This is a genomic window from Pseudomonas sp. 05N431 (assembly GCF_056397005.1).
This window is the reverse complement of sequence record NZ_JBFTMN010000003.1, coordinates 357,078-381,922: the sequence shown is the minus strand read 5'-3', so window position 1 is coordinate 381,922 and position 24,845 is coordinate 357,078. Positions and strand designations below refer to the sequence as shown.

General features: G+C 57.4%; 23 protein-coding genes and 4 tRNA genes. 8 read left to right on the top strand and 19 right to left on the bottom strand.

Features of this window, described 5'->3' with window-relative positions; genetic code table 11:
• Positions 1 to 676 precede the first annotated feature (676 nt).
• Complete coding sequence (locus tag AC1DIG_RS07215) at positions 677 to 3,571, top strand: ribonucleoside-diphosphate reductase subunit alpha (RefSeq protein WP_054593593.1); 2,895 nt, start codon at positions 677 to 679, stop codon at positions 3,569 to 3,571.
• Between the two features lie 308 nt (positions 3,572 to 3,879).
• Here the strand turns inward: AC1DIG_RS07215 and flgE are convergent, their stop codons facing one another.
• The 6 genes from flgE to AC1DIG_RS07185 all read right to left on the bottom strand — a co-directional run bounded on the left by flgE (position 3,880) and on the right by AC1DIG_RS07185 (position 9,025).
• Complete coding sequence (gene flgE / locus AC1DIG_RS07210) at positions 3,880 to 5,208, bottom strand: flagellar hook protein FlgE (RefSeq protein ID WP_477766723.1); 1,329 nt, start codon at positions 5,206 to 5,208, stop codon at positions 3,880 to 3,882.
• A gap of 31 nt (positions 5,209 to 5,239) precedes the next feature.
• A complete protein-coding gene (gene flgD / locus AC1DIG_RS07205; RefSeq protein WP_477766722.1) occupies positions 5,240 to 5,968 on the bottom strand; it encodes a flagellar hook assembly protein FlgD in 729 nt (242 codons plus the stop codon).
• Positions 5,969 to 5,983: 15 nt separating this feature from the next.
• Complete coding sequence (gene flgC, locus AC1DIG_RS07200) at positions 5,984 to 6,427, bottom strand: flagellar basal body rod protein FlgC (protein WP_007937507.1); 444 nt, start codon at positions 6,425 to 6,427, stop codon at positions 5,984 to 5,986.
• Between the two features lie 3 nt (positions 6,428 to 6,430).
• The gene (gene flgB / locus AC1DIG_RS07195; protein ID WP_477766721.1) at positions 6,431 to 6,838 is read right to left on the bottom strand and encodes a flagellar basal body rod protein FlgB; all 408 of its coding nucleotides are present in this window, start codon (positions 6,836 to 6,838) and stop codon (positions 6,431 to 6,433) included.
• Between the two features lie 381 nt (positions 6,839 to 7,219).
• Complete coding sequence (gene cheR, locus AC1DIG_RS07190) at positions 7,220 to 8,047, bottom strand: protein-glutamate O-methyltransferase CheR (protein WP_477766720.1); 828 nt, start codon at positions 8,045 to 8,047, stop codon at positions 7,220 to 7,222.
• A gap of 45 nt (positions 8,048 to 8,092) precedes the next feature.
• Entirely contained in the window at positions 8,093 to 9,025 is a 933-nt protein-coding gene (locus tag AC1DIG_RS07185) for a chemotaxis protein CheV (protein ID WP_477766719.1), read from the bottom strand.
• An 81-nt stretch (positions 9,026 to 9,106) separates the two neighbouring features.
• Between AC1DIG_RS07185 and flgA the strand changes: the two genes are divergently transcribed.
• From flgA to AC1DIG_RS07165, 4 genes are all read left to right on the top strand, one after another.
• Positions 9,107 to 9,868, top strand: a complete 762-nt coding sequence (gene flgA, locus AC1DIG_RS07180) for a flagellar basal body P-ring formation chaperone FlgA (RefSeq protein WP_477766718.1) — start codon at positions 9,107 to 9,109, stop codon at positions 9,866 to 9,868.
• Between the two features lie 150 nt (positions 9,869 to 10,018).
• A complete protein-coding gene (gene flgM / locus AC1DIG_RS07175) occupies positions 10,019 to 10,345 on the top strand; it encodes a flagellar biosynthesis anti-sigma factor FlgM (RefSeq protein WP_347927763.1) in 327 nt (108 codons plus the stop codon).
• A gap of 48 nt (positions 10,346 to 10,393) precedes the next feature.
• On the top strand, positions 10,394 to 10,861 hold the full coding sequence (locus AC1DIG_RS07170; protein WP_477766717.1) for a flagella synthesis protein FlgN: 468 nt from the start codon (positions 10,394 to 10,396) through the stop codon (positions 10,859 to 10,861).
• 95 nt (positions 10,862 to 10,956) lie between these two features.
• Positions 10,957 to 11,703, top strand: coding sequence for a flagellar brake protein (locus tag AC1DIG_RS07165; RefSeq protein WP_477766716.1), 747 nt, complete (start codon positions 10,957 to 10,959; stop codon positions 11,701 to 11,703).
• A gap of 57 nt (positions 11,704 to 11,760) precedes the next feature.
• Here the strand turns inward: AC1DIG_RS07165 and AC1DIG_RS07160 are convergent, their stop codons facing one another.
• The 4 genes from AC1DIG_RS07160 to AC1DIG_RS07145 form a co-directional block, all read right to left on the bottom strand.
• Positions 11,761 to 13,149, bottom strand: a complete 1,389-nt coding sequence (locus AC1DIG_RS07160) for an MFS transporter (protein WP_477766715.1) — start codon at positions 13,147 to 13,149, stop codon at positions 11,761 to 11,763.
• Positions 13,150 to 13,220: 71 nt separating this feature from the next.
• Positions 13,221 to 14,462, bottom strand: a complete 1,242-nt coding sequence (locus tag AC1DIG_RS07155) for a glutamine synthetase family protein (RefSeq protein WP_477766794.1) — start codon at positions 14,460 to 14,462, stop codon at positions 13,221 to 13,223.
• Positions 14,463 to 14,692: 230 nt separating this feature from the next.
• Positions 14,693 to 15,385: a sensor histidine kinase gene (locus tag AC1DIG_RS07150; RefSeq protein ID WP_477766714.1), complete on the bottom strand. Its 693-nt coding sequence runs from the start codon at positions 15,383 to 15,385 to the stop codon at positions 14,693 to 14,695.
• Positions 15,382 to 16,986, bottom strand: coding sequence for a response regulator (locus tag AC1DIG_RS07145; protein WP_477766713.1), 1,605 nt, complete (start codon positions 16,984 to 16,986; stop codon positions 15,382 to 15,384). Before AC1DIG_RS07145 ends, AC1DIG_RS07150 begins: the two co-directional genes overlap by 4 nt.
• A 274-nt stretch (positions 16,987 to 17,260) precedes the next feature.
• Between AC1DIG_RS07145 and AC1DIG_RS07140 the strand changes: the two genes are divergently transcribed.
• Positions 17,261 to 18,124 carry a hypothetical protein gene (locus AC1DIG_RS07140; protein WP_477766712.1) on the top strand — a complete coding sequence of 288 codons (864 nt, stop codon included), beginning with the start codon at positions 17,261 to 17,263 and terminating at the stop codon, positions 18,122 to 18,124.
• A gap of 37 nt (positions 18,125 to 18,161) precedes the next feature.
• On the opposite strand, the gene AC1DIG_RS07135 is transcribed toward AC1DIG_RS07140, so the two are convergent.
• The 3 genes from AC1DIG_RS07135 to phnN all read right to left on the bottom strand — a co-directional run bounded on the left by AC1DIG_RS07135 (position 18,162) and on the right by phnN (position 19,499).
• Positions 18,162 to 18,398: a hypothetical protein gene (locus tag AC1DIG_RS07135; protein WP_123426791.1), complete on the bottom strand. Its 237-nt coding sequence runs from the start codon at positions 18,396 to 18,398 to the stop codon at positions 18,162 to 18,164.
• Between the two features lie 316 nt (positions 18,399 to 18,714).
• A tRNA-Arg gene (locus AC1DIG_RS07130) sits at positions 18,715 to 18,791 on the bottom strand.
• A gap of 123 nt (positions 18,792 to 18,914) precedes the next feature.
• A complete protein-coding gene (gene phnN / locus AC1DIG_RS07125; protein WP_477766711.1) occupies positions 18,915 to 19,499 on the bottom strand; it encodes a phosphonate metabolism protein/1,5-bisphosphokinase (PRPP-forming) PhnN in 585 nt (194 codons plus the stop codon).
• A 389-nt stretch (positions 19,500 to 19,888) separates the two neighbouring features.
• Between phnN and AC1DIG_RS07120 the strand changes: the two genes are divergently transcribed.
• Positions 19,889 to 20,215 (top strand): Arc family DNA-binding protein, encoded by a 327-nt coding sequence (locus AC1DIG_RS07120; RefSeq protein WP_003178899.1) that lies wholly within the window; start codon positions 19,889 to 19,891, stop codon positions 20,213 to 20,215.
• Positions 20,216 to 20,380: 165 nt separating this feature from the next.
• Here AC1DIG_RS07120 and mgtE read toward each other — a convergent pair whose 3' ends face one another.
• Positions 20,381 to 21,823 (bottom strand): magnesium transporter, encoded by a 1,443-nt coding sequence (gene mgtE, locus AC1DIG_RS07115; protein WP_477766710.1) that lies wholly within the window; start codon positions 21,821 to 21,823, stop codon positions 20,381 to 20,383.
• A gap of 320 nt (positions 21,824 to 22,143) precedes the next feature.
• Here mgtE and AC1DIG_RS07110 point away from each other — a divergent pair, with 320 nt between their 5' ends.
• Positions 22,144 to 22,656, top strand: coding sequence for a cell envelope protein SmpA (locus tag AC1DIG_RS07110; protein WP_477766709.1), 513 nt, complete (start codon positions 22,144 to 22,146; stop codon positions 22,654 to 22,656).
• Positions 22,657 to 22,675: 19 nt separating this feature from the next.
• Here AC1DIG_RS07110 and AC1DIG_RS07105 read toward each other — a convergent pair.
• The 5 genes from AC1DIG_RS07105 to AC1DIG_RS07085 all read right to left on the bottom strand — a co-directional run bounded on the left by AC1DIG_RS07105 (position 22,676) and on the right by AC1DIG_RS07085 (position 24,776).
• A tRNA-Arg gene (locus AC1DIG_RS07105) sits at positions 22,676 to 22,752 on the bottom strand.
• Positions 22,753 to 22,824: 72 nt separating this feature from the next.
• Positions 22,825 to 22,901, bottom strand: a tRNA-Arg gene (locus AC1DIG_RS07100).
• A gap of 107 nt (positions 22,902 to 23,008) precedes the next feature.
• Positions 23,009 to 23,099 (bottom strand) — tRNA-Ser (locus AC1DIG_RS07095).
• 62 nt (positions 23,100 to 23,161) lie between these two features.
• The gene (gene csrA / locus AC1DIG_RS07090) at positions 23,162 to 23,350 is read right to left on the bottom strand and encodes a carbon storage regulator CsrA (protein WP_003178872.1); all 189 of its coding nucleotides are present in this window, start codon (positions 23,348 to 23,350) and stop codon (positions 23,162 to 23,164) included.
• Between the two features lie 184 nt (positions 23,351 to 23,534).
• The gene (locus AC1DIG_RS07085) at positions 23,535 to 24,776 is read right to left on the bottom strand and encodes an aspartate kinase (protein WP_071553787.1); all 1,242 of its coding nucleotides are present in this window, start codon (positions 24,774 to 24,776) and stop codon (positions 23,535 to 23,537) included.
• Positions 24,777 to 24,845: the final 69 nt, after the last annotated feature.

Below are 24,845 nucleotides of genomic sequence, written 5' to 3'. Positions count from 1 at the left end.
TGATTGGAGTGGATAAGTCTGCGTATGCAGTGACCGATTGTAGCAACGCCTTCCCTTGAGAACACAAGCTGGCAAATGCGCTCGGTAACTGCGTTTTTTTGTGATAGGGTTCGCGCCCTCAAAAATACGCCCAAGGCTATTTTTCAGGGCAAAATTCCATGACAAACGGTTCACCCCAGCAGGGTTGCGGCCTACACGCCGATTGACAGTTTCATACACATTTTACGCACAGCTTTATCCACAGGTAGTACGTTGCAATCACCCCCCAAAACGCATTATCTTGTAGCTCGCGCTAAAAAAAACCCTACATGTAGGGGTTTACGCAAAAAACCAAACACAAATCAGACACCAAATTCAAGCGCTTTTATTGCCTCTGTCTGGTTGAACCAAACGTATTTTCAGAAGCCCAAACCGCACCTGCGGATGGCGACTGTTTTTTAGCCGCCAACGGCGAAAACGGTACGGGTGTTGCAGTCAATTACTGTCACCCAAACGGAATTCGGTTTTCGGCCCCAGGCCTGAGACCAAAGACTTCGGCAAGGAAGCGGCGCTCAACAGCCCCTTCCTGACTGTCCCGAAGTTGTTATGCCCGGCGCTTGCCGGTTGTAGTGCTTCAGGACGGAACGGTGGGCGCCTTCATGGTGCCCAAACAAACATAGAGAACGTGGAGACACCCATGCAAACCGACACAACTCGCGAGAACCCGCAGGGCACCGCGCCGATGGCCACTGATTCGAATTCGGATCTGTCCGCCACCGCGCCAGGCCAACTGCGCGTGATCAAGCGTAACGGCACTGTCGTTCCTTACACCGATGACAAAATCACCGTCGCCATCACCAAAGCGTTTCTCGCAGTTGAGGGCGGCACCGCTGCTGCCTCGTCGCGAATCCACGACACCGTTGCCCGCCTGACCGAACAAGTCACCGCGACCTTCAAGCGTCGCATGCCATCGGGCGGCACCATCCACATCGAAGAAATCCAGGACCAGGTCGAACTGGCCCTGATGCGTGCCGGCGAGCAGAAAGTCGCTCGCGACTACGTGATCTACCGTGACGCCCGCTCCAAAGAGCGCGCTGTACGTGCCCCTGCCGAGGAAGCGGTACAGGCTCACCCGTCGATCCGCATCACCCGCGCCGACGGCACTTTTGCCCCACTGGACATGGGCCGTCTGAACACCATCGTCACCGAGGCCTGCGAAGGTCTGGAAGAAGTCGACGGCGACCTGATCCAGCGCGAAACCCTGAAGAACCTCTACGACGGCGTGGCCCTGACCGACGTCAACACCGCGCTGGTGATGACCGCCCGTACGCTGGTCGAGCGTGAGCCGAACTACTCGTTCGTGACCGCGCGCCTGCTGATGGACACCCTGCGTGCCGAAGGCCTGAGCTTCCTGGAAGTCGCCGAAAGCGCAACTCACCACGAAATGGTCGACCTGTACGCCAAGGCCCTGCCTGCCTACATCGCCAAGGGTATCGAATTCGAATTGCTGAACCCGGTCCTGGCCACCTTCGACCTGGAAAAACTCGGCAAGGCGATCAACCACGAGCGCGACCAGCAGTTCACTTACCTGGGCCTGCAAACCCTGTACGACCGTTACTTCATCCACAAGGATGGCGTGCGTTTCGAACTGCCGCAGATCTTCTTCATGCGCGTGGCCATGGGTCTTGCGATCGAAGAGAAGAACAAGGAAGACCGTGCGATCGAGTTCTACAACCTGTTGTCGTCCTTCGACTACATGTCCTCGACCCCGACCCTGTTCAACGCCGGCACCCTGCGTCCTCAGTTGTCCAGCTGCTACCTGACCACCGTGCCGGATGACCTGTCGGGCATCTACCACGCGATCCATGACAACGCCATGTTGTCGAAATTCGCTGGCGGCCTGGGCAACGACTGGACTCCGGTTCGCGCATTGGGTTCGTACATCAAGGGCACCAACGGCAAATCCCAGGGCGTCGTACCGTTCCTGAAAGTAGTGAACGACACCGCTGTCGCCGTTAACCAGGGTGGCAAGCGCAAAGGCGCTGTCTGCGCTTACCTGGAAACCTGGCACATGGACATCGAGGAGTTCATCGAACTCCGCAAGAACACCGGTGATGACCGTCGTCGTACCCACGACATGAACACTGCCAACTGGATCCCTGACCTGTTCATGAAGCGCGTCTTCGATGACGGCAAGTGGACCCTGTTCTCGCCGTCCGAAGTTCCGGACCTGCACGACCTGACCGGCAAGGCCTTCGAAGAGCGTTACGAGTACTACGAAGCCCTGACCGAGTACCCGGGCAAGGTCAAGCTGTTCAAGACCATCCAGGCCAAAGACCTGTGGCGCAAAATGCTCTCCATGCTGTTTGAAACCGGCCACCCATGGCTGACGTTCAAAGACCCATGCAACCTGCGTAGCCCACAGCAGCACGTTGGCGTGGTTCACAGCTCGAACCTGTGCACCGAGATCACCTTGAACACCAACAAGGACGAGATCGCCGTTTGCAACCTGGGCTCGATCAACCTGCCGAACCACATCGTCAACGGCAAGCTGGACACCGCCAAGCTGGAACGCACCGTGAACACCGCTGTTCGCATGCTCGATAACGTGATCGACATCAACTACTACTCGGTGCCACAAGCGAAGAACTCCAACTTCAAGCACCGTCCGGTCGGCCTGGGCATCATGGGCTTCCAGGACGCTTTGTACCTGCAGCACATCCCTTACGGTTCCGACGCTGCGGTCGAGTTCGCCGACAAATCGATGGAAGCGGTCAGCTACTACGCGATCCAGGCTTCCTGCGACCTGGCTGACGAGCGTGGCGCTTACGAGACGTTCCAGGGTTCGCTGTGGTCCAAAGGCATCCTGCCGCTGGATTCGCAACAGATCCTGATCGATCAACGTGGCCAGAAGTACATCGACGTTGACCTGAACGAAACCCTGGACTGGGCACCGGTGCGTGCTCGCGTACAAAAAGGTATTCGTAACTCCAACATCATGGCCATCGCACCGACCGCGACCATCGCCAACATCACTGGCGTCTCGCAGTCGATCGAACCGACTTACCAGAACCTCTACGTGAAATCGAACCTGTCGGGCGAATTCACCGTGATCAACCCGTACCTGGTTCGCGACCTCAAGGCTCGCGGTCTGTGGGACTCGGTCATGATCAACGACCTGAAGTACTACGACGGTTCCGTGCAGCAGATCGAACGCATCCCGCAAGAACTCAAAGAGCTCTATGCGACCGCCTTCGAAGTCGACACCAAGTGGATCGTTGACGCGGCCAGCCGTCGTCAGAAGTGGATCGACCAGGCTCAGTCGCTGAACCTGTACATCGCCGGTGCATCGGGCAAGAAACTCGACGTGACCTACCGCATGGCCTGGTACCGTGGCCTGAAAACCACTTACTACCTCCGTGCCCTGGCCGCGACCAGCACCGAGAAGTCGACCATCAACACCGGCAAGCTGAACGCTGTTTCCAGCGGCGGCAACCACGGTGACGACTCGGTCCTGGCGGCTCCAGCCGGTCCTGCTCCAGTACCGAAGGCCTGCGCCATCGACGAGCCGGATTGCGAAGCCTGCCAATAAGCTGAGCCGGTAAGCGCTGCGAGGCGCTTACCTGAAACCCCCGATGAATCCTCTGGATTGATCGGGGGTTTTCTTTTGCCTTCAGGAAAGCAATGACCGTACTGACGCCATCGCGAGCAAGCTCGCTCCCACATTGGATCTCCTGTGAATGTACTATTTGCAAACACCAGAGATCACCTGTGGGAACGAGCTTGCTCGCGATGGGGCCAGCACAGACAACCAGAAGCTCTGCCCCCAACAGAAATCCCGAGCACAAAAAAGCCCCTCTTGCGAGGGGCTCTTTGTGCAGCGTTACCCGCCAACCAGCATCAGGTCATCTGAATGATGGTCTGCATGATGGTGCTTTGGGTGGAGATGGTCTTGGCGTTGGCCTGGTAGTTGCTCTGCGCCTTGATCAGGTTGACCAGTTCGTTGGTCAGGTTGACGTTGGACTCTTCCAGGGAGTTGGACTGAATCGAACCCAGCGAACCAGTGGTTGGCGCGTCATAACCCGGGATACCCGAGGCGAACGTTTCTTTCCAGCTGGTGCCGCCAACCGCTTGCAGACCTTGCTCGTTGGTAAAGCTGGCCAGGGCGACCTGGCCGATCGCCTTGTTCTGGTTGTTGCTGAAGTTGGCGAACAGGGTGCCGGTGCCGTCGATGGTCAGGTTGGTGATTTCACCCGTGGCGTAACCGTCCTGAGCCGGGATGGAGCGGGCCGAATCAGCGTTGAACTGCGTGGTGTTAGTCATCGAAATGGTCGTGCCGCTAGCGCTTGGTGCCGCGCCGTTGGCCGCCCACACACCGTTGGTGACCTTACCCGGCACCCAGCTGGCCAACGTCACGGTGTTGGTTGCGTTAGGTGCCGCAGGCGTCGCCGGTGGTGTTGCCACCGAGACCAGTTTGCCAGTCGTATCGAACGTCATGGTCGTAGCAATCGGAGGGGTGACCTTCGGATCGCTGCCAGTGGCATCCGGGTTGCGACCGTCTACCAGGGTGTAGGTCTTCCAGGTGTTGGCACCGGTCTTCACCATGTATTGATCCATGACGTGCGAGTTGCCCTGGCTGTCATAAATCGGCGTGCTGAACGATTTGGTGTAGGTGGCGAGTGTGCCTGGATCGAATTTGTTAGCCGGGAGCGTGTCGTCAATCACCGGAGAAGTCGAGTTCAGGTTGATCGTCGAGGACACGGTCGAAGTCGGTTTTGGTGCCAGGTTCGAGGTATCGATTTTCAGGTCGGTCAACACACCGTTGATGATCTTGCCGTTGGCATCGACACCGTAACCCTGCAAACGGGCGGTTTGATCGGTATTGGTAACGAAACCATCCTTGTCGACCTTGAACGTACCGGCACGAGTGTAGGACGTCGAGCCGTTGTTGCTCAGGGTAAAGAAGCCAGAGCCGTTGATGGCCATGTCCAGCACGTTACCGGTGTTGCTGATATCACCCTGGGTAAACTGCTGGGAAACGTTGGCCAGGCGCACGCCGCTGCCAACGACTTTACTGCCGTTACCCAGCTTGGTCGCCGAGTAGACATCCGAGAATTCTGCACGGGAGGACTTGAAACCGGAGGTCGCAACGTTGGCGATGTTGTTACCGGTCACGTCCAGTTGTTTGTTGGCTGCATAGAGACCGCTAAGGCCGATATTGAAAGACATATTCCACTCCTTTATGCCGCGTTAGCCGGCTCTATATACCAATGGTTTGAACTTTGGACAGGGCGATAGGGCCCAGACCTGCAAGATTGAGCATCAGCTCGCCGCCGGTTTGACTCAGGGTCACGCTGTTGACCGTTGCTGGCAGGTAGGTCGCCAGATCGGTCGCCGTGCCGTTGACCGGAGCATTGGCCTTGAAGGTGTAGGTGCCCGTCGGAACCAAGGCGCCGCTACTGTCCTTGCCGTCCCAACTGAAGCTGGCGCTGCCCGCAGGCTGGGTGCCCAGGTTCAGTGTTCTTACGACATTTCCGCTTGAGTCGCTAATCTTCACCGTACCGTCGGAGATCGACGAAGTCAGGTTTACCGTACCGGTCAGCCCCTTGCTCGGGTCACTGATCTGAGCGGTGCTGGTTTGTGCAATGACCGAACGGCCCACCAGAGAAGAAGCCTGCAAGGCCTGGGAAGAGCTGAAATTACTGGCGAGAGAACTTACAGTCGTATTGAGGGAAGTGATCCCTTCAAGACTGCTGAACTGCGCCAGTTGAGCCACGAATGCGCTGTTGTCCTGCGGCGAAAGCGGGTTCTGGTTCTTTAGCTGGGTCACCAGCAATTGCATGAACGCATCCTTGCCCAGCGCCTTGCCGCCGGTCGCGCTACTGGTTGCTGCGGAAAGGCCATTCGCGGCCGTACCGCTGGTCTTGACCGAGGAGTTCGCCAGCAGGTCGGTCATGCTCAGGCCGCCGGTGGAATCGGTAACGCTCATAAAAATCGCCCCTTATCACTGACCGAGGGTCAGGACCTTCTGCATCATGGTTTTGGCGGTGTTCATCATTTCCGCGTTGGTCTGGAACGAACGACTGGCGGAAATCATGTCGGCCATTTCCTCCACCACGTTGACGTTGGGGTAATACACGTAACCCTTGGCGTCAGCCGCCGGATGGTTCGGCTCGTAGCGTGCTTCGAGGTTGCTTTGATCTTCGACTACGCCGAGTACCTGTACGCCCTGCCCTGCGGCATCCTGATTCTGGAATAGCGAATCGCTGCCACCGGACTGACCGCCCTGGAACATGGTGGCAAACACCGGGTGACGGGCACGGTAGGTCTGATCGATGCTCGAAGAGACCGTCTCGGCGTTGGCGATGTTACTGGCGACGGTGTTCAAGCGAGTGGTTTGAGCACTCATGCCGCTACCGGCAATGTTGAAAACACTGGACAGAGACATGAATTACTCCCCGCGCAGGGCTGATACCAGCCCTTTGAATTTGCTGTTGAGCAGCGTGAAGCTGGCCTGGAAGTTGACTGCGTTTTCCGCGTAGTTCGACTGTTCCAGTTGGGCGTCCACGGTGTTTTGGTCAATCGACGGTTGCATCGGCGTGCGATACAGCAACGACTCCTCACCACTGCTCATACCCTGGGCTTCGATATGACGGCTGTTGGTCATGTTCAAAGCAAAGGTGCCGTTCTTGTTCTTGTCGCTCTGGGCGGCCAGCACCGACGAGAAGTCCAGATCCCGAGCCTTGTAGTTCGGGGTATCGGCGTTGGCAATGTTGTTGGCCAGCACTTCGGCACGCTGAGCGCGGAAGCCCAGGGCTTGTTCGTGGATACCGAGCGCTTTATCGAAGCTGATGCTCATGTCGGAAACCTTTGGGTGACCTGATTTTTCGTAACAGGGGTATAGCAAGCCCCGTGCCAGCTTCTAAAACCCCGTAAACCGGGGCTTTGCGGGCGACGGCAAAGCGGCAATGCCAGAAAAGCGGCAACGGATTTCCGTCGCCTGCCGCTTTTCTGCCGCTTCCCACGACCTGAAAGAACAACGAAAGAACAACACTGCCCCCTGTGGGAGCGAGCTTGCTCGCGATGGCGTCGTGTCAGTCGACATCAATGCACCTGCCACACCGCTATCGCGAGCAAGCTCGCTCCCACAGGGGGGGCGGGTGCCGGGGAATTTGGCGGGCAAAAAAAAACGGGAGCCCCTGAGGACTCCCGTTTTCATGCAGTACCGACTACCGCCCAATCACTTGGCCTGGTAGATGATCCCCGGGCTGCACTGAACCATCTGATAGTGATCCGGCAAACCGTTCAACGCTTCGGAAGCCCCCAGGAACAGATAACCACCCGGCTTCAGCGTGCTGTGAATCCGCAGCAGGATGTCTTTCTTCACTTCGGCAGAGAAGTAGATCAACACGTTGCGGCAGAACACGATATCGAACTTGCCGAGACTGGCGTAACTGTCCAGCAGGTTGAACGAGCGGAACTCCACCCGACTCTTGATCGGTGCCTTGACTGCCCAGCGCCCCGGCCCTTTCGGGTCGAAGTAACGTTGCAGACGCTCCGGCGAAAGACCGCGACCGATCGCCAGGCTGTCGTACTCGCCGGTCTTGCAGTTGGTCAGCATGGTCCCGGACAGGTCGGTGGCAACGATCTGCACCCCCATCTTCAACTGCCCCATATTGACCCGCTCGAACTCGTCGATCGACATCGACAGCGAATACGGTTCCTGCCCGGACGAGCACGCCGCCGACCAGATCCGCAGGCGCTGCCCGGGACTGGCCTTGATGGACTCAGGCAGCACTTTGTTCTTCAAGACTTCAAACGGATAGGTGTCACGAAACCAGAGGGTTTCGTTCGTCGTCATCGCGTCCACCACCATCTCGCGCAAACCACTGCGCGGTTGGGTCTGCATCCGCTGCACCAACTCACCCAAGGACTTGATGCCTTGCTGTTCCATCAGTTTGTTGAGACGGCTCGACACCAGATACTGCTTGTTCTCACCGAGCAAAATGCCACAGGCTTTCTCCAGGAAGACCCGGAACTGTTCGAAATCCAAATTACCCGTAGACAATGATGCCGCCTCTTAAATCGTGTTGAACGCCAGGAGCGAAGGCCACTAGCTGTTGTCTGCTGCTTTGATCCGGTCGACTACCCGGGATGCCAGGTCATCAGGACGGAATTTGGCAAGGAAGTCATCGGCACCGACTTTCTTCACCATCGCCTGATTGAATACACCTGACAACGAAGTATGCAGGATGATATGGAGCTTTTGCATGCGAGGGTCACTACGGATCTCGCTCGTAAGGGTGTAGCCATCCATTTCGGGCATTTCGATGTCGGAAATCATCATCAGAAACTCTTCTTCCGGCTTCTTGCCCTCATCGACCAGTTTGCGCAGGTAATCCAGCGCTTGCCGGCCGTCGTTCAACGAAACGACTTCAACCCCCACCGTCTGCAGGCAACGCGTGATCTGCTTGCGCGCCACCGACGAGTCATCGACCGTGAGCACTCGCAAAGAGATTGCCTTGTGTTGGGTATCGGCATCGATCACGCCAACCGAAATCGCATCCGACGTCGGCGCAACTTCCGCCAGGACCTTTTCCACGTCGATGATTTCGACTAACTGATTGTCGACGCGAGTCACAGCGGTCAGGTAATGATCGCGACCCGTGCCCTTGGGCGGCGGATGGATTTCTTCCCAGTTCATGTTGACGATCCGCTCGACCGATCTCACCAAAAAACCCTGAGTCTTGGTGTTGTACTCCGTGATGATCACGAAGGGATTGCTTTGATCCTGCAACCCGCCTGAGCCGGTCGCCATTGCCAGATCCAGAATCGGAATGGTTGCCCCCCGAATATTCGCCACACCGCACACGACGGGACTGGACTTGGGCATCAGGGTCAGTTTGGGGCATTGCAGCACCTCCCGAACCTTGAACACGTTGATCCCGTAAAGCTGCTGGCCGTCGAGACGGAACAACAACAGCTCCAGGCGATTCTGCCCTACCAGTTGCGTGCGCTGGTTAACCGAATCCATTACACCAGCCATGCCCAGACTCCTACACCAACGCTAAGTGTGTTGCGACGCACATTCATCACTAAACGGCACGGCGCTTGCTTTTTAACTGCCATGAACACAAAAACGACATTTTCCCGACGCCTGACAGCAATGTGCCGCAAATTCCTCGGCGCCCTGTCAGCCGTATGCCTGTTGAACGTTGGCAGCCCTGCCTTTGCTGACCCGGTTACCTTGCCTGATCTACTTATCGGCGTCACTCAGGGCTTTCTTGAATTCACCGTAGAAGACTATCTGGCCACCAGTCAAACCGCAGGGCGCTACGAAATCGAAGTCAACAAGCTCGACCCGCGCATGCACATGCCGGCGTGCGACAAGGAATTGACAGCGACACTGGAGAGCCCGGCCATACCTTTGGGCCGGGTCACGGTGAAAGTCCGTTGCGAAGGCGCCTCCCCCTGGACCGTCTTCGTACCCGCTCAAGTCCGCCTGTTTCGCCAGGTCGTCACCACCACCCGCCCCCTCAAGCGAGCCGGAATCATCGACCCTTCAGATGTCATGTTGCGTGAGCGCGATATCAGCCTGATCAATCAGGGATATCTGACAAACGTCGATCAAGCCATCGGACAAAAACTTGTCCGACCAATGGTCAGCGATCAGGTGATTACCCTCGTCCATCTGGAGCAGGCAGAAGTCGTGCGCAAGGGTGATCAGGTGGTCATCACCGCCCGCAGCGGCACATTGAGTGTGCGAATGCCCGGCGAAGCACTGTCCAATGGCGGCCTGAACGAGCAGATCAGAGTCAAAAACCTCAACTCCCAACGGGTCATCAAGGCGCAAGTCATGGCCCCGGGGCAGGTGGAAGTCTCCATGTAGATAACTGGCGCACAACCGTCCTGTTCCCTAAACTGTGCCTCACGCAGGGCAAATACCGACGCGCCCGGGCTCATCGACGATTGAGCCTAAAGTTTTCCCGGGCATGGCCGAAAACATGGCAAGCGTCCAAATTCCCAGAGGTTTTTTATCATGGTCATCGATTTCAGCCGTTTAAACAGCTCCCCCACGCTTGCAAGCAGCACGCGGACCAGCGTCAGCAAGGACACCGGCGATGCCGGCAAATCCGCGCCGCTGAGCACCTCGACCGAACAGGTCGGTGCCACCCAAAGCGGGGAATCGGTACACCTCAGCAATGAGGCTCAACAGTTGCAGAAGATCACTGACAAGCTGCACGATCAGCCTGCCGTCGACAACGCCCGCGTGGCCGAGTTGAAAGCAGCGATCGCCGATGGCAGCTATAAGGTCGACAGCAACCGTGTAGCCAGCAAACTGCTCAACTTCGAAGCCCAGCGCTAGCCAAAGGCCTGCGCCAGGCTTTTGGACGCTTAAAACCCAAGGCCAGCCATGCACGACACTAATTTACTGCAACTGATCACCGACGACTTTGCTCCAGCTCAACAGTTGCTGGAGCTGCTGAAGACCGAATCCCTCGCCCTGCACGGCCGTGACATGCCGCTGCTCGAAGAGATTCTGGCGCAGAAACAGGCTCTGATCATTTTGCTGGAACAGCATGGCCGCAAACGCAGCGAAATTCTCGCGAGCCTGAACCTTCCTGCCAACCGCGCAGGCCTGGAGCAGTTCGCCGCCCACTCAAGTATCGGCGATCAGTTGCTGACCCAAAGCGACGCCCTGACCCGACTGCTTGCAGATTGCCAAACCGCCAACGAGCTCAATGGCCGCTCGATCCAGGTGCAACAAGCCACCACCGCCAATCAGCTGAAAATCCTTAATGGTGGCGAACCTCCAGCACTTTATGACGCCCGCGGGTCAACCTCCATGCTTGTGAAGCCCCGCGCGCTCAGTCAGGCTTGAACTCATAAATAAGCGTGCTCTATCAAGGCACGAAACATGCTGGCAGAATGCTAGCTCTTGCGTGCGATCGTATTCTGTCTGGAGATTGATAAACCGTGTTCAACGCCTCAAGCGCGGACGATGCTCCGCAGCCACCCAAGGTGCTCAGCACCCCGCTGGAAATCACCGGCAACCTGCGGATGCTGCAAGAGAGCCATGATCCCCTGATCATCACGTTCCATGAACGCAGCCAGCGCTTTCAGAGCTACCTGATCGATATCGATCGCGACAGCAATATGATCGCCCTGGACGAAATGATCCCCCGCGATGGTGAACGCTACCTGCTTGCCGGCGAAGCTTTTCGGGTTGAAGGCTTTCATGATGGCGTACGCATTGCCTGGGAAAGCAACGGTACACTGACCATCGACGAGTCCAACGGCGACCGCTGCTACCGTGGCACGCTGCCCGACGAAGTGGTTTATCACCAACGTCGCAATGCGTTTCGCGCAGCCTTGAAACTGGCACAACTGGTGAACATCGAACTCGGTGGCGAAAAGCTCAAGACGCCTGTCAGCGGTAAACTGCTGGACATCTCGGCGACGGGTTGCAAGCTGCGCTTTGATGGCGACATCACCAGCGGACTTCAATTGGGCCAGGTCTATGAACGCTTCATCGCCGCCCTGCCCTTCGGCAGCATGACCGCACCGGTCGAGCTGCGTTATCTGCATCACGAAGAGAAAATCGACACCACCTTCGCCGGCGTACGCTTCCACAACATGAGCGGGCTGGTGCAGCGTCAGGTCGAGCGCTTCGTCTATCAGTTGCAACGCGAAGCGCGTCGCTTCGACAAAGACGACATCTGATCCACACGCTTGAAAAAACGGGCAGTCCCTTTCGGTGACTGCCCGTTTTTTTTGCCCCTAAGGCCTGGCCTCGGTAAAGCTTTTCGGATGCTCCGCCCCCGGATCATCCGGTTTTTCGTCAGCGTCGTCGGCGTCCTCGCCATCGGCCTTTATGCCCTGCTCGGAGTCCGGAACAGGACTCGCGCCATTCTGCATCTGGTCATGCACGACCTGCTCATCGACCCGCGGATCGAGAGCCGCCACCAATGGCGAACTCGACATGCTGTCTGGCATGGCCACGTGATGCAGCGGCGCGTCATCAACCTGATGCAGATTGGTCACCGCTTTTGGCCGGATGCGCCATACCAGCACCAATGCGAAGAAACTGAAGAACGCATACAGCATCTGACTGCCGAACAACTTCATCAGCACACCCGCCACCAGCGGCCCGATGCTCGCCCCCACACCGTAAGTCACCAGCAACATGGCGGTCAGCGATACCCGCCGATCACCCTCGACGTGGTCATTGGAAAACGCCACCGCCAATGGGTACAGACAGAACTGCACCAGCGAGCAGGCGAAGCCAGCGATAAACAGCACCTCAAGCGGCACCTGCGGCATGATCGCCAACGGCAACGCCGCCAACGCCAGGCAAAAGGCAAAACTGCGAATCAGTACAGCCCGATCATAACGATCCGACAACCAGCCCAACGGCCACTGCACCAGCAACCCGGCAAAGATGCAGCTCCCCATGAACAGACCGACCTGCTCAGTGGAAAGCCCTTGCTGGGATGCATACAACGGCGCCAGACCATAGAACGAACCGACGATCAGGCCCGCGCCGAGCACCGTGCTGAGGGACTGCGGAACCCGCTTCATGAAAAAGCGCGGCTCCATCGGCGCCGGGTGCAAGGGCGCCGGGTGAATCCGCCGCGTCAGCGCAACCGGCACCAGGCATAGCGCAAAACACAACGCCACCAGCATCAGCAGCTCCAGCCCCAGGGACGGGTGCATGACCAGAATCAACTGACCCAGCACCAGCCCCAGGTACGAAGCGATCATGTAGCCGCTGAACACCACCCCGCGCTGCTTGGCATCAGCCTGCTCGTTCAGCCAGCTCTCGATGACCATGTATTGGCACATCATGCCCAGACCGACGACCATCCGCAGCACCAGCCAGGCCGGTAGCCAGTCGATCAGGCCGTGCCCCAGCACCGCCGCACCAACGATCCCGGCACAGGCCGAGTAGGCCCGAATATGACCGACCCGGGCGATCAACCGGTGACCGATTTTCCCGCCCAGCACCAGGCCGAAGTAGTTGGCCGCCATCAGCGCACCGACCCACAGACTGTCGACATGGTCCGCTGCCAGGCGCAAGCCCAAGTATGTACTGAGGAGGCCCGAGCCGATCAACATCATCAGGGAGGCGAAATAAAGCGCTCGAAAGGATTTCAGGATTTGGCGCATCGGCGTTCCGAGCGGCTCCTTGCAGTGAGTACCGGGCTACCGTCAACGATAGCCCGACAGCGACGAATCGGTTAGGCCTGGGCTGCTAAAACGCGCCGCTCCCAGGGAGTGATTTCATCATAGAAACTGGTCAACTCCATGGTCTTCGAAGCGACGTAACCTTCGATGAACTCCTTGCCGAACAGTTCCTTCGCCAATTGGCTACGTTTCAGACGCTCAAGAGCAGCATGCAAGGTACACGGCAACGACAAACTGTCCGGCACTTCAAACTCGCCTTGAATGGCCGGCGTCGGCTCCAGCTCGTTTTCAATGCCATACAACCCGGCCGCCAGACTGGCGGCAATCGCCAGATATGGATTGGCGTCGGCGCCCGGCAGACGATTCTCGACCCGACGCGCCTCTGGCGAGCTGGCTGGAATCCGCAAACCCGCGGCCCGATTGTCGTAAGACCAGCAGGCATTATTCGGCGATGCGTAAGGATGGCACAGACGCTGGTAAGAGTTCACGTTCGGCGCAAACAACGCCGTGAAATCCGCCATACCGGCCTGCTGGCCACCGATGAAATGACGGAAGATTGCAGTCGGCTGCCCAGCGTCATCGCTGAACACATTTCGGTCCGTGCCCGTCTCGACGATGCTCTGGTGAATGTGCATCGAACTGCCCGGCGTATGCGCCAGTGGCTTGGCCATACACACCACGGTCAGGTGGTGCTTGAGCGCGACTTCCTTGAGCAGGTGCTTGAACAGGAATGTCTGGTCGGCCAGCAGCAGCGGATCACCGTGCAGCAGATTGATTTCGAACTGGCTGACGCCCATCTCGTGCATGAAGGTATCGCGCGGCAAACCGAGGGCTGCCATGCATTCGTAGACTTCATTGAAGAACGGGCGCAAACCGTTGTTGGAACTGACACTGAATGCCGAATGACCTTCCTCGCGACGTCCGTCCAGTCCAACCGGCGGCTGGAAAGGTTGGGTCGGGTCGGTGTTCGGTGCAAAAACAAAGAACTCCATCTCGGTCGCCACCACGGGCGCCAAACCACGGGCGGCATAACGGGCGATTACCGCTTTCAACTGACCGCGAGTCGAGAGACGCGAACTTTCCCCGGACAACTCATCAGCATCGCAAATGGCCAACGCGCGGGGCTGCTTGCTCCAGGGCAGACGGTGAATCTGTTTCGGATCGGCATTGAGCGCCAGGTCGCCGTCGTCACTGCCGTAAAACCGTGCCGGCGGATAACCACCCATGATGCATTGCAGCAGCACGCCACGCGCCATCTGCAAACGCCTCCCCTCAAGAAATCCTTCTGCGGTCATGACCTTGCCACGCGGCACGCCATTGAGATCCGGGGTGACACATTCAATCTCATCAATGCCCGTCAATCGCTGCGCGAGTGAACGCTGGCCATCGGTCGTCATGACTCTATCCTTGAAGTTGTGCAAGCCGCGAACGGCGACATGTACAAAATAGGCACCAGCTGTTCGGAATATCAAGCACTGCAGCACAAATATGTCCTACAAAAAAACTGTGCTCGGCGTGGCAGGTATCAGGGCAGGTAAAGATTGAACAACCCGCCTCCCAACGGGCCGCCATTACGGATCTCGGTACGCCCGTGCACACCGCTGCGCTGGTGCAGGTGTGCAATACGCTCGGCGAAGTACAGACCAAGGCCGGTGCTGCCACTGGCCGGATTGATGCCCTGCACGTAATCCGCCTGACGCTCGATCATCTGGGCCGGGAAACCCTCGCCGTCGTCGTTGATCGACAACAGCAACTGCCCGGTTTCCTCACCGATGCTGATCAACAACGAATGCCGGGCATGACGAATGGCATTGTTGATCGCATTGGCCAGTACCGTCCCAATCAGCTCCCGGTCGAAAAATCCGAGAGGGCTCAAGGGATCGATCTCATAAGTCACCACAAGGCCGCGACTCTTGAACACGTCCTGATGCGCCGCCAGCTGCGCCTCAATGAAATCGTCCAGCTCGTGATAGTCCGGGCGCAATGGCAACTGGTTGACGCCGAGTTTGTAGAGCCCCAGCAGCTGCACCAGCATGCCGTTCAGATGAGCGAACTCGTAGTCGATCACGCCCTGCTCGGCGGTGTGCTGTTGAGCCGCAGGCAAGCGCGCAAGCCACTGTCCGTGGGCCTGCATCAGCAACGCCAGGGAGTTCTTCATGTCGTGTACGGTGGAGGCAATCACCGTGGAAAAGTCGAGCCCCTCGTCAACATCATTCATTCGCCAAACGCCTTGCTTCGCAGCTTCTGATAACGCGGATAACGCGCATCGCTCTCGGGCATCATGCCCACCATTTTCAGGCACGTACGGCACTCTTCCAGCAGCGCGGAATCGAGGCTGGCATCGGCCCCGTGCAACAGCGATTGCGCCATGTTGAGGGCAATACTGATGTTCTTCGGCTGCAACAACAGTGCACCACGGAAAAGCTCCCGCGCCTCGGGCAACGCGCCCGCCTTGTAACTGCGCACACCCTGGCGGTTGAGATCGGCCGCCGCGTTGCCGGAGTTGAGAATCGCCGGGTCGTCGGTCTGCTGGGCGATGCCTTGCATCACCACCGGATCGTCGCCGTAAATCTCGGCGCAGTTTTTCAACATCGAATTACCGGCATCAGCCTGACCCAGCATCTTCAACTGCTTGGCAACCAGCAACGCCGCTTCGGCGCTCATGAACTGCTCCATGCCATCCAGACGAGCCAGTGCTTGCTCCGTCAGCTTCTCAGCGGTTTCGGCATCGTTGAGCAGCAGGCTGGTGGCTTTCATCAAGCGCGCCCGGATCTGCAGCCCCGGATCGTTGATGTTTTCCTTGGCGACGGCACTCAGAGTCTGGTTGATCTCCAGTCGAGTACGGGTATCCAGGCCCTTTTCACTGCCTTTACTGATGAGTGCATGAGCCAGACCCAGATTGCTTTCAGGGTCCTTGAAACGTGACTGCGCCCCTTGAGAGACCGCTTGACGATAGGCTTTCGCCGCACCTTCGAAGTCTTCGTTGGTCATCGCCAACTTGCCCAACAACGATTGCCTGCGCACCGCCAATGGCGACAGGCGAACGGCCTCCTCCAGCACATTCTGCGCAGCCTTGGTGTCGCCTTCAGCGACCAGCACTTCGGCCAGGCCGTCATACAGCGCCGGCATCATCGGGAAAGCCTTCAGCGCCTTTTCGTAGACAGCTTTTGCCTGAGCGATCTGGCCACGCTTGAACATCAATCGCCCCAGACCGACATAGGCCCAAGGCAACGGGCGATCCGCCAGAATGCTGTTGTACAAGCGCTCCAGCGCCTCATTCTGATTCATGTCGCGCAACGCATCGGCGCGATAGCGCAGGCACAGCGGCGAATAGCGCGGGTCCTGCTTGCACAGCTCAATGCAGGCATTCAGGACTTCAACCGGCTTGCCCCGATCCAGCGCCTGCAGGATCGGCTTGAGCAACGTCTTGCGCTGCTCCAGTCGTTCCAGTCGCTGGGCCAGGCCAGCGCGGTTGAAAGGCTTGGTCAGATACGCATCCGGCTCATGCTCGAGCGCACTGAGCACCATCGCCTGACTGCTCTCGGCAGTGACCATCAGAAACACGCTTTCATGGCTGATCAGCTTCTCGACCATCAGGTCTTCAAGCACCTGCTGACCGTTCTTCTTGCCATCGCCAAGGTGATAATCCTGCAAGATGAAGTCGTAGCGCTTCTGCGCACACATGCGCAGCGCCACCTCACCCGTGTCGGCAGTGTCGACATCCTTGACACCCAGCTCACGCAACATCGACCTGACCGAACTACGGAAATCCGAGAAATCATCGACGATCAAAAAGCTTTTTTGGTGGTACGCCAGCATCGAAGATTCCAGGCAATTAAGAAGATGAACCCAAAGACAAATGCAGGGACCAGCTCAAACTCGCTGCCCATTGAGGCGTCGCGCAGGACAACGGCCCATCGGGTTATCGGCCAGTTGTGGCGTTCCCTTATAGGCGTTGGCAAACAATTGTGGGTTTATGTGGGTGTGCTGCAAAACGCCTCAATAAATCTCGGGGTATGACTCACCCACTTCAATCTCTTACCCGCCCTGTTGCAGCTGCTAAGCTACGACTTGGCAGCGCTCAAGCCGATCCATGAGCGGCCGTTGGCCGTGGCGAGCGACAGACTGCAACCTGCAGGGAGGCAGGCCGAAGGTGATCAAGCGCATTGGCAATTCGAGTTTGGAGACTGTTCCCGAGCCACTCGGCCGGGAAGAGGTGGAGCAACTGCTGACGCGCCTACTGAGCAGCCCGTTGTTTGCCAAATCGAGCCGAATGGGCAGCCTGCTGCGGTTCCTGGTCGAGCACGACCTCCAATGCTCGGACATCCCTCTCACCGAGCACGCCATAGGCATCGCGGTGTTCCGCCGCGACCCGGCGGTCTATTGCACCAGCGACGATCCGGTGGTGCGGGTGCAAGTCGGCCGGTTGCGGCGCAAACTCACCAGTCATTACGCCACCCTTGGTCAGCAGGACCCGGTACGCCTGAGCGTGCCGCCCGGTTGTTACCGACTGGCGTACGAGCGACTCAGGCCCAGGAGGATCACCACACGCCATCCTGTCCTGCAGATCCTGCCGTTTACCTGCATCACCCGCCATGGCGACGACTTTACCCGAGGCCTGTACGAAGAGTTGAGCTGCAGGCTATTCGCGTCGTTCGAACAGATGCAGCCACGTACGAACCATGTGTTGATGAAGGTGCCGCGCAGTAGCGTAACAGCATCCCCCCTGGGACGGGCGGGACGAGGCAGCTACTCCCTGGAGGGTAGCGTGCGGGTGGAAGCGGCTCGCGTCCGGGCCTCGGTACGCCTGATCGATGCCGCTCAGGGCCGCATCCGCTGGTCGGCGCAGTTCGATCGCAATAGCCCCTATGGCATCGCCACCCAGGAGGATCTGGCCGAATCCATCTGTCGGTCGCTGACAGGTTACTTCGCCCAAAGTGGCAGTGACGATTCCTGAACAGAAGGGGCAACCGCAAGATTGCCCCGCCGTGACCTCAACTCACCAGGACATCAGCCCAGACAAAGTTCCAGCTGGTTCGCTTGCCTTTGGCGATCTGGATCAGCTTGTTCTCATACACCGTGTGATTGACCGTGCCGGTATAGGTCAGGGTTCGGCTGGCGTTGTTTCCAGTCACCACGCCCGGTGTGCCACCGGACTCGACCATGGCTTTTTTCAGGTCGGCTTCCGAGGGGGCGCTGCTCTGGTTTTTTTCAACGGTTACGAAACTCATGGTGTCACCTCTTCCGTGATTGGGGGATCAGTGGACAACAGGGCCCACAAGCACTCGCGTCCCTGCAAACACACTGAAGGCACTACTTTATTGGCCTGCCGAACGTTGCAGAAGTGACAATACGCCCGGGAAGGTAACAGCCTGGATTCGGCCAGTGTCGGGCAACGTAACCGATACGTATCAGCCGCGCTTATTCAGATAATAAAAAGCCCCACCGGTCATTGCCCGGTGGGGCTTTTCATTGGCCTCCTGCTGCTCTGCTCTCACGGAAAAAGTGTTTTCTCGGGAAAGAGGCTGGAGAGGCCCTGTATATATATGGTGTCCCAGGGCAGGTTCGAACTGCCAACCTTCCCCTTAGGAGGGGGATGCTCTATCCAATTGAGCTACTGAGACACATGCCGGCCGCAAGGACATGCGGCGCGATGGACGGCGTGCATGTTAACGGGCAGGCCCGGTTTTGTCATGTCGTCTGTAGGGCTTATTAAGTGTAGGCAAACGCCGGCTTCGATCACGGGCTCAGATTCGATCCGCTTTTGTGCTGATACCCGCTCGCATCAATAGAGCCAGCAAGTTGTCGACGGCAGTCGAAAGCTCACCAGAATTATCCAGCTGAAAAATTCCTTCCGGGTCTTCTCGAGCAGCATCCGTTGAAAACAGCGCATTGCGCTCAAGTCGGGCTTCGATTTCCTCAGCGCTCTCACGCCCTCGCCGTTCCAGACGTTTGCGCAGGGCATCGGATTTTACCGTCAGCACTATGGGCAATAACGTCGGATAACGCGCCATGGCTTCGGACAAATGACCTCTTGAGCCGTTGATCAGTAAATGGCGGCCGTCACTTAACCAGCGATCGATTTCTGCCGGAATGCCGTAATCAAGCCCATTGGCACGCCAGCACAGCGCAAAACCGCCTTCGCGCCTCATTTGAGCAAATTGCTCCCTGGAAACACTCAAAGCGTCTTCGCCGACTGATTCAGCCGACCGGGTAATCACCCTGCGCACCACAACGCAATCAAGGCCAAGCAAGGAGTCGCGAGCCGCATCGATCAGGCTGTCTTTGCCGGAGCCGGACGGCCCCATCAAATAAATAAGTCTGCCGCGCATCCCCATATCACCCCCCATTGCGTGCCCGCCCTAGTAAATCGGCCATTTGCCACTACTCTGTATCTTGTAAGGAACGAAGATCGTATCCGCATAGCATGCACGCTCAGGGGCGCCCAAGCACCCATCTGTCGGGCAAAGAGGACGCGGTCAGATGTACGGGCCCGGTGACTGTTTTCAAACCAGTCCGCATTTCTGATAATTGGTGCTGGCATAACGCCTGCTTCCAGTTCAATATTTGTCACAGAATTGACGCCAATGATCTGGCAACTTTGAGGCATGATGCGGGCCTCATATCAATTCAGGTTGAACATTTGGCGACGAGGCTTGTCCTACATGACATCCTGCGGCCAATTCCGAGAACCGCTCCCCTGAACTAACCGGTTAAATATATGCGCCCATTGAAACAGGCAATTTATTCCAGCCGTACGGCTGACAAGTTCGTCGTACGTCTGCCAGACGGGATGCGTGAACGCATTGCCGAGGTGGCTCGCAATCATCACCGCAGCATGAATTCCGAGATCATCGCCCGCCTTGAGCAGAGTCTTATTCAGGAAGGCGCGCTGGGCGAAGAATTGAGCATGCGCCTGGACAGCCCCGAGCTGTCACTGCACGAACGCGAACTGCTTCAACGTTTCCGCCAACTCTCCCACCGCCAGCAAAACGCACTGGTTTCGCTGATTGCCCATGACGCTGAAATGGCTGCAGACGCCTCCTGATTGCATCCCGTAAGCTCTAGCCAGCCATGTGCTGGCTTTTTTTTGCCTGAAATTCAGCCAATCGCTTACTCAACGGCAAGTTCAGTTGCCATCGACATTACGCTAACAGATTGGAAAATGAAGATGCGCGGCCTGCTGGTTTGAGCAGGACCGCACAATGGAAACTCAGAGCAGGAAGATTGTCGCAAGCCCCAGGAAGATGAAGAAACCACCGCTGTCGGTCATGGCCGTGATCATGACGCTCGCACCCATCGCCGGATCGCGTCCGAAGCGCGCCAGGGTCATCGGAATCAAAACCCCCATCAACGCCGCCAGCAACAGGTTCAAGGTCATCGCGGCAGTCATCACCACGCCCAGCGACCAACTGCCGTACAGCATGTAAGACACCACGCCGATGACCCCACCCCAGACCAGGCCATTGATCAAACCAACCGCCAGCTCCTTGCGCATGAGACGCGAGGTATTACCGGTGCTGACCTGATCAAGCGCCATTGCACGAACGATCATGGTGATCGTCTGGTTGCCGGAGTTACCGCCAATACCGGCAACGATCGGCATCAACGCCGCCAAAGCCACCAGCTTCTCGATAGACCCCTCGAACAAACCGATTACCCGCGATGCCACAAACGCGGTAATCAGGTTGATCGCCAGCCAGGCCCAGCGGTTGCGCAGGGATTTCCAGACTGACGCAAAAATATCTTCCTCTTCACGCAGACCCGCCATGTTGAGAACTTCGCTTTCGCTCTCTTCACGAATCAGGTCGACCATCTCGTCGATGGTCAGACGACCAATGAGCTTGTCGTTCTTGTCGACCACCGGGGCCGAAATCAAGTCGTAACGCTCAAAAGCCTGTGCGGCATCGTAGGCGTCTTCATCCGGGTGAAAACTCACCGGATCGCTGGCCATGACTTCCGAGACCTGCTTGTCAGGATCGTTGACCAGCAGTCGCTTGATCGGCAGCACACCCTTGAGCACACCGTCGTAGTCAACCACGAACAATTTGTCGGTATGACCTGGCAGCTCTTTGAGGCGACGCAAGTAACGTAGAACCACTTCAAGACTGACATCCTCACGGATCGTCACCATCTCGAAGTCCATCAACGCACCGACCTGCTCCTCGTCATAGGACAACGCGGAGCGAACGCGCTCACGCTGTTGACCATCAAGGGTTTCCATCAGTTCGTGGACGACGTCTCGCGGCAGCTCGGGGGCCAGGTCAGCAAGTTCGTCGGCATCCATCTCCTTGGCCGCCGCCAGGAGCTCCTGATCATCCATGTCGGCAATCAGGGTTTCACGAACCGAGTCGGACACTTCAAGCAGGATGTCGCCATCGCGCTCGGCCTTGACCAACTGCCAGACAGTCAGACGCTCGGCAAGCGGCAAGGCTTCAAGAATGTAGGCAACGTCGGCGGAGTGCAGATCATCGAGTTTGCGCTGCAACTCGACGAGGTTTTGCCGGTGGACCAGGTTCTCGACCAGATCGTGATGATGACCTTCCTGGCGATGAGTCAGGTCTTCGACCACCCGCTGGCGATGCAGCAGCTCAACGACTTGAGCAAGGCGGTCTTGCAAGCTTTCTTGCGTTTTCTTTACTTCAACTTCGGTCATAGGCGAACTCCACTCCCAGCAGCGGGGCACGCCGGAAGGATCAATCAGTCAATTCATGATTGGTAAAACGGGGTACTGAGTAACTACTGGGTAAGTCCATGGAGGTATTCCACAAGCCCCGGCGGGGCTGACGGGCGCAATCATACACCGCCCGAGGGGTTTAAACGTTAAAAAATCCAGCCTGAAACAAGCGCTTGCGAGATAAACCTGAGCGCTGTCCGCATCCGTGAAACTGCGACGACTCATCCTGAAAAGAAAACACACCCCCTGGGAGAAATGTACTGACTACCCTTGATCGTGACCGTCATGGAGGACGTCCAATGCTCAGGAAAACACTCGCAACCCTGTTGATCACCCTGCTCTGCACGCCCCTACAGGCCACTGCAATGGCTGTACATCGATGTGAAGACGCCGAGGGCCGTATCACTTACACGACGCTGAGCTGCCCTCCTGGAGAGGCACTGTCGCGACAGAACATTTACAACCCAAGCGTTTTCACATTCGAGGCAATGCCCCCCAGTGCCAACCACCTGGAAACATCAGGCATCAAAAGCACATCGAGAGATCCGACCGTTGTCGGCCAAATGAATGACAAATGCGGAAATCTGCTCAGCGCCAAGGAGCGTCGCGAAGCGATCATCAATCAGCGGATCATTCCAGGCATGAGCCAGCAGGACGTTGAAAGCGCACTGGGCAAACCAGACAAGATCAGTATTCGGAACGCGACGACGAATTATCGCTACGACAGCAAGAAAGGCCGTAGCGCGCAAATCGTGTTCGATGAGAAGGGATGCGTAAAAGGCAAATCCCAGACAGCAAAAAGCCCGCGTTAGACGCAGGCTTTTTGGTGTTTGGTGCACTCGACAGGATTCGAACCTGTGACCGCTCGGTTCGTAGCCGAGTACTCTATCCAGCTGAGCTACGAGTGCATTTTGTGTTTTTAGACCAGACCACAACTGGTTGAAGCCAGGTTACCTGCATTACTGCAAACAACCCTTAAATGGTGCACTCGACAGGATTCGAACCTGTGACCGCTCGGTTCGTAGCCGAGTACTCTATCCAGCTGAGCTACGAGTGCATTTGTTGCCGCGCATTATAGGCCGTTAAATCTTTTTGTAAAGCACTTTTTCTAGTAATTTCAACAACTTACCGAAGAAGCCAGATTACAACGTACTAAACAAATAATGGCGGAGAACGGGGGATTCGAACCCCCGACACCCTTTTGAGGTGTACTCCCTTAGCAGGGGAGCGCCTTCGGCCACTCGGCCAGCTCTCCGCAACACGGGGCGTATCTTAACCAACCTTTTCCCCGTTTGCAAACATAAAAAACGATAAAAATTAATGGCTTGGTTCGTCGTCCTTCTCTTTCTTGATCCGCAGGTAGATTTCCTCACGGTGAACAGCCACCTCTTTCGGCGCGTTAACGCCAATACGCACTTGATTTCCTTTGACGCCGAGCACGGTCACGGTGATTTCGCCATCACCAATAATCAGGCTTTCTGCGCACCGACGAGTCAGAATCAGCATACCTTTCTCCTCACGCATTTCATTTCAGGGACAACAGTCTGCAAAAAAAAGGCGCTCGACCTACAACCAGAACGATCGCAGCCCTACACGCCTAAGTATTGACTAGCACGAGCAAAAGAACAGGCTTCAGCTGCGCCACTCAAAAAAACAAAGGGCGCGGTCAGACCGCGCCCTTAGAGGAGCATCACTCGCCCTGACGGGCCGGTGCATCCAGTTCGAAAGCTGTGTGCAGAGCGCGCACAGCCAATTCCAGGTACTTCTCTTCGATCACCACGGAAACCTTGATTTCCGAAGTCGAGATCATCTGGATGTTGATGGTTTCTTTAGCCAGAGCTTCGAACATGCGGCTGGCAACGCCTGCGTGAGAGCGCATGCCGACGCCGACGATCGATACCTTGGCGATCTTGGTGTCGCCAACGACTTCACGGGCACCGATCTCGCGAGCGGTGTTTTCCAGCACGGTCTGGGCCGCCTGGTAGTCGTTGCGGTGCACAGTGAAGGTGAAGTCGGTGGTGTTATCGTGCGCAACGTTCTGCACGATCATGTCGACTTCGATGTTCGCGGCGCTGATCGGGCCGAGAATCTTGAAGGCCACGCCCGGGGTGTCTGGCACGCCACGGATGGTCAGCTTGGCTTCATCGCGGTTGAAAGCGATGCCGGAAATGATCGGCTGTTCCATGGATTCCTCTTCATCAATAGTAATGAGGGTGCCCGGACCCTCCTTGAAGCTGTGCAGTACGCGCAGCGGAACGTTGTACTTACCGGCGAACTCGACCGCGCGGATCTGCAACACCTTGGAACCGAGGCTGGCCATTTCCAGCATCTCTTCAAAGGTGATCTTGTCCAGGCGCTGAGCCACGGACACTACGCGCGGGTCGGTGGTGTAGACGCCGTCGACATCGGTGTAGATCTGGCATTCATCAGCCTTCAGGGCCGCTGCCAGCGCCACGCCGGTGGTGTCGGAACCGCCACGACCGAGGGTGGTGATGTTGCCGTGCTCGTCGACGCCCTGGAAACCGGCAACGACAACGACACGACCGGCCTTCAGGTCACCGCGAATCTTCTGGTCATCAATCTGCAAGATACGCGCTTTATTGTGCGCGCTATCCGTCAGAATCCGTACCTGGTTGCCGGTGTACGACACCGCCGGTACGCCGCGCTTGATCAGCGCCATGGCCAGCAGTGCAATCGTCACCTGCTCACCGGTGGAGACGATGACATCCAGCTCACGCGGAACCGGTTGATCGTCGCCACTGATTTGCTTGGCCAGATCGATCAGACGGTTGGTCTCGCCGCTCATTGCAGACAGCACAACCACCAGGTCATCGCCGGCTTCGCGGAATTTCTTAACCTTGTCGGCGACCTGCTCGATTCTCTCGACAGTGCCGACTGAGGTGCCTCCAAATTTCTGTACGATCAAAGCCATTTCAAAGCCGCCTCTGCCCATGAAGGGCGCCCATTAATCACTCAAACAGCTGCGAAGCCCGCCACTAGA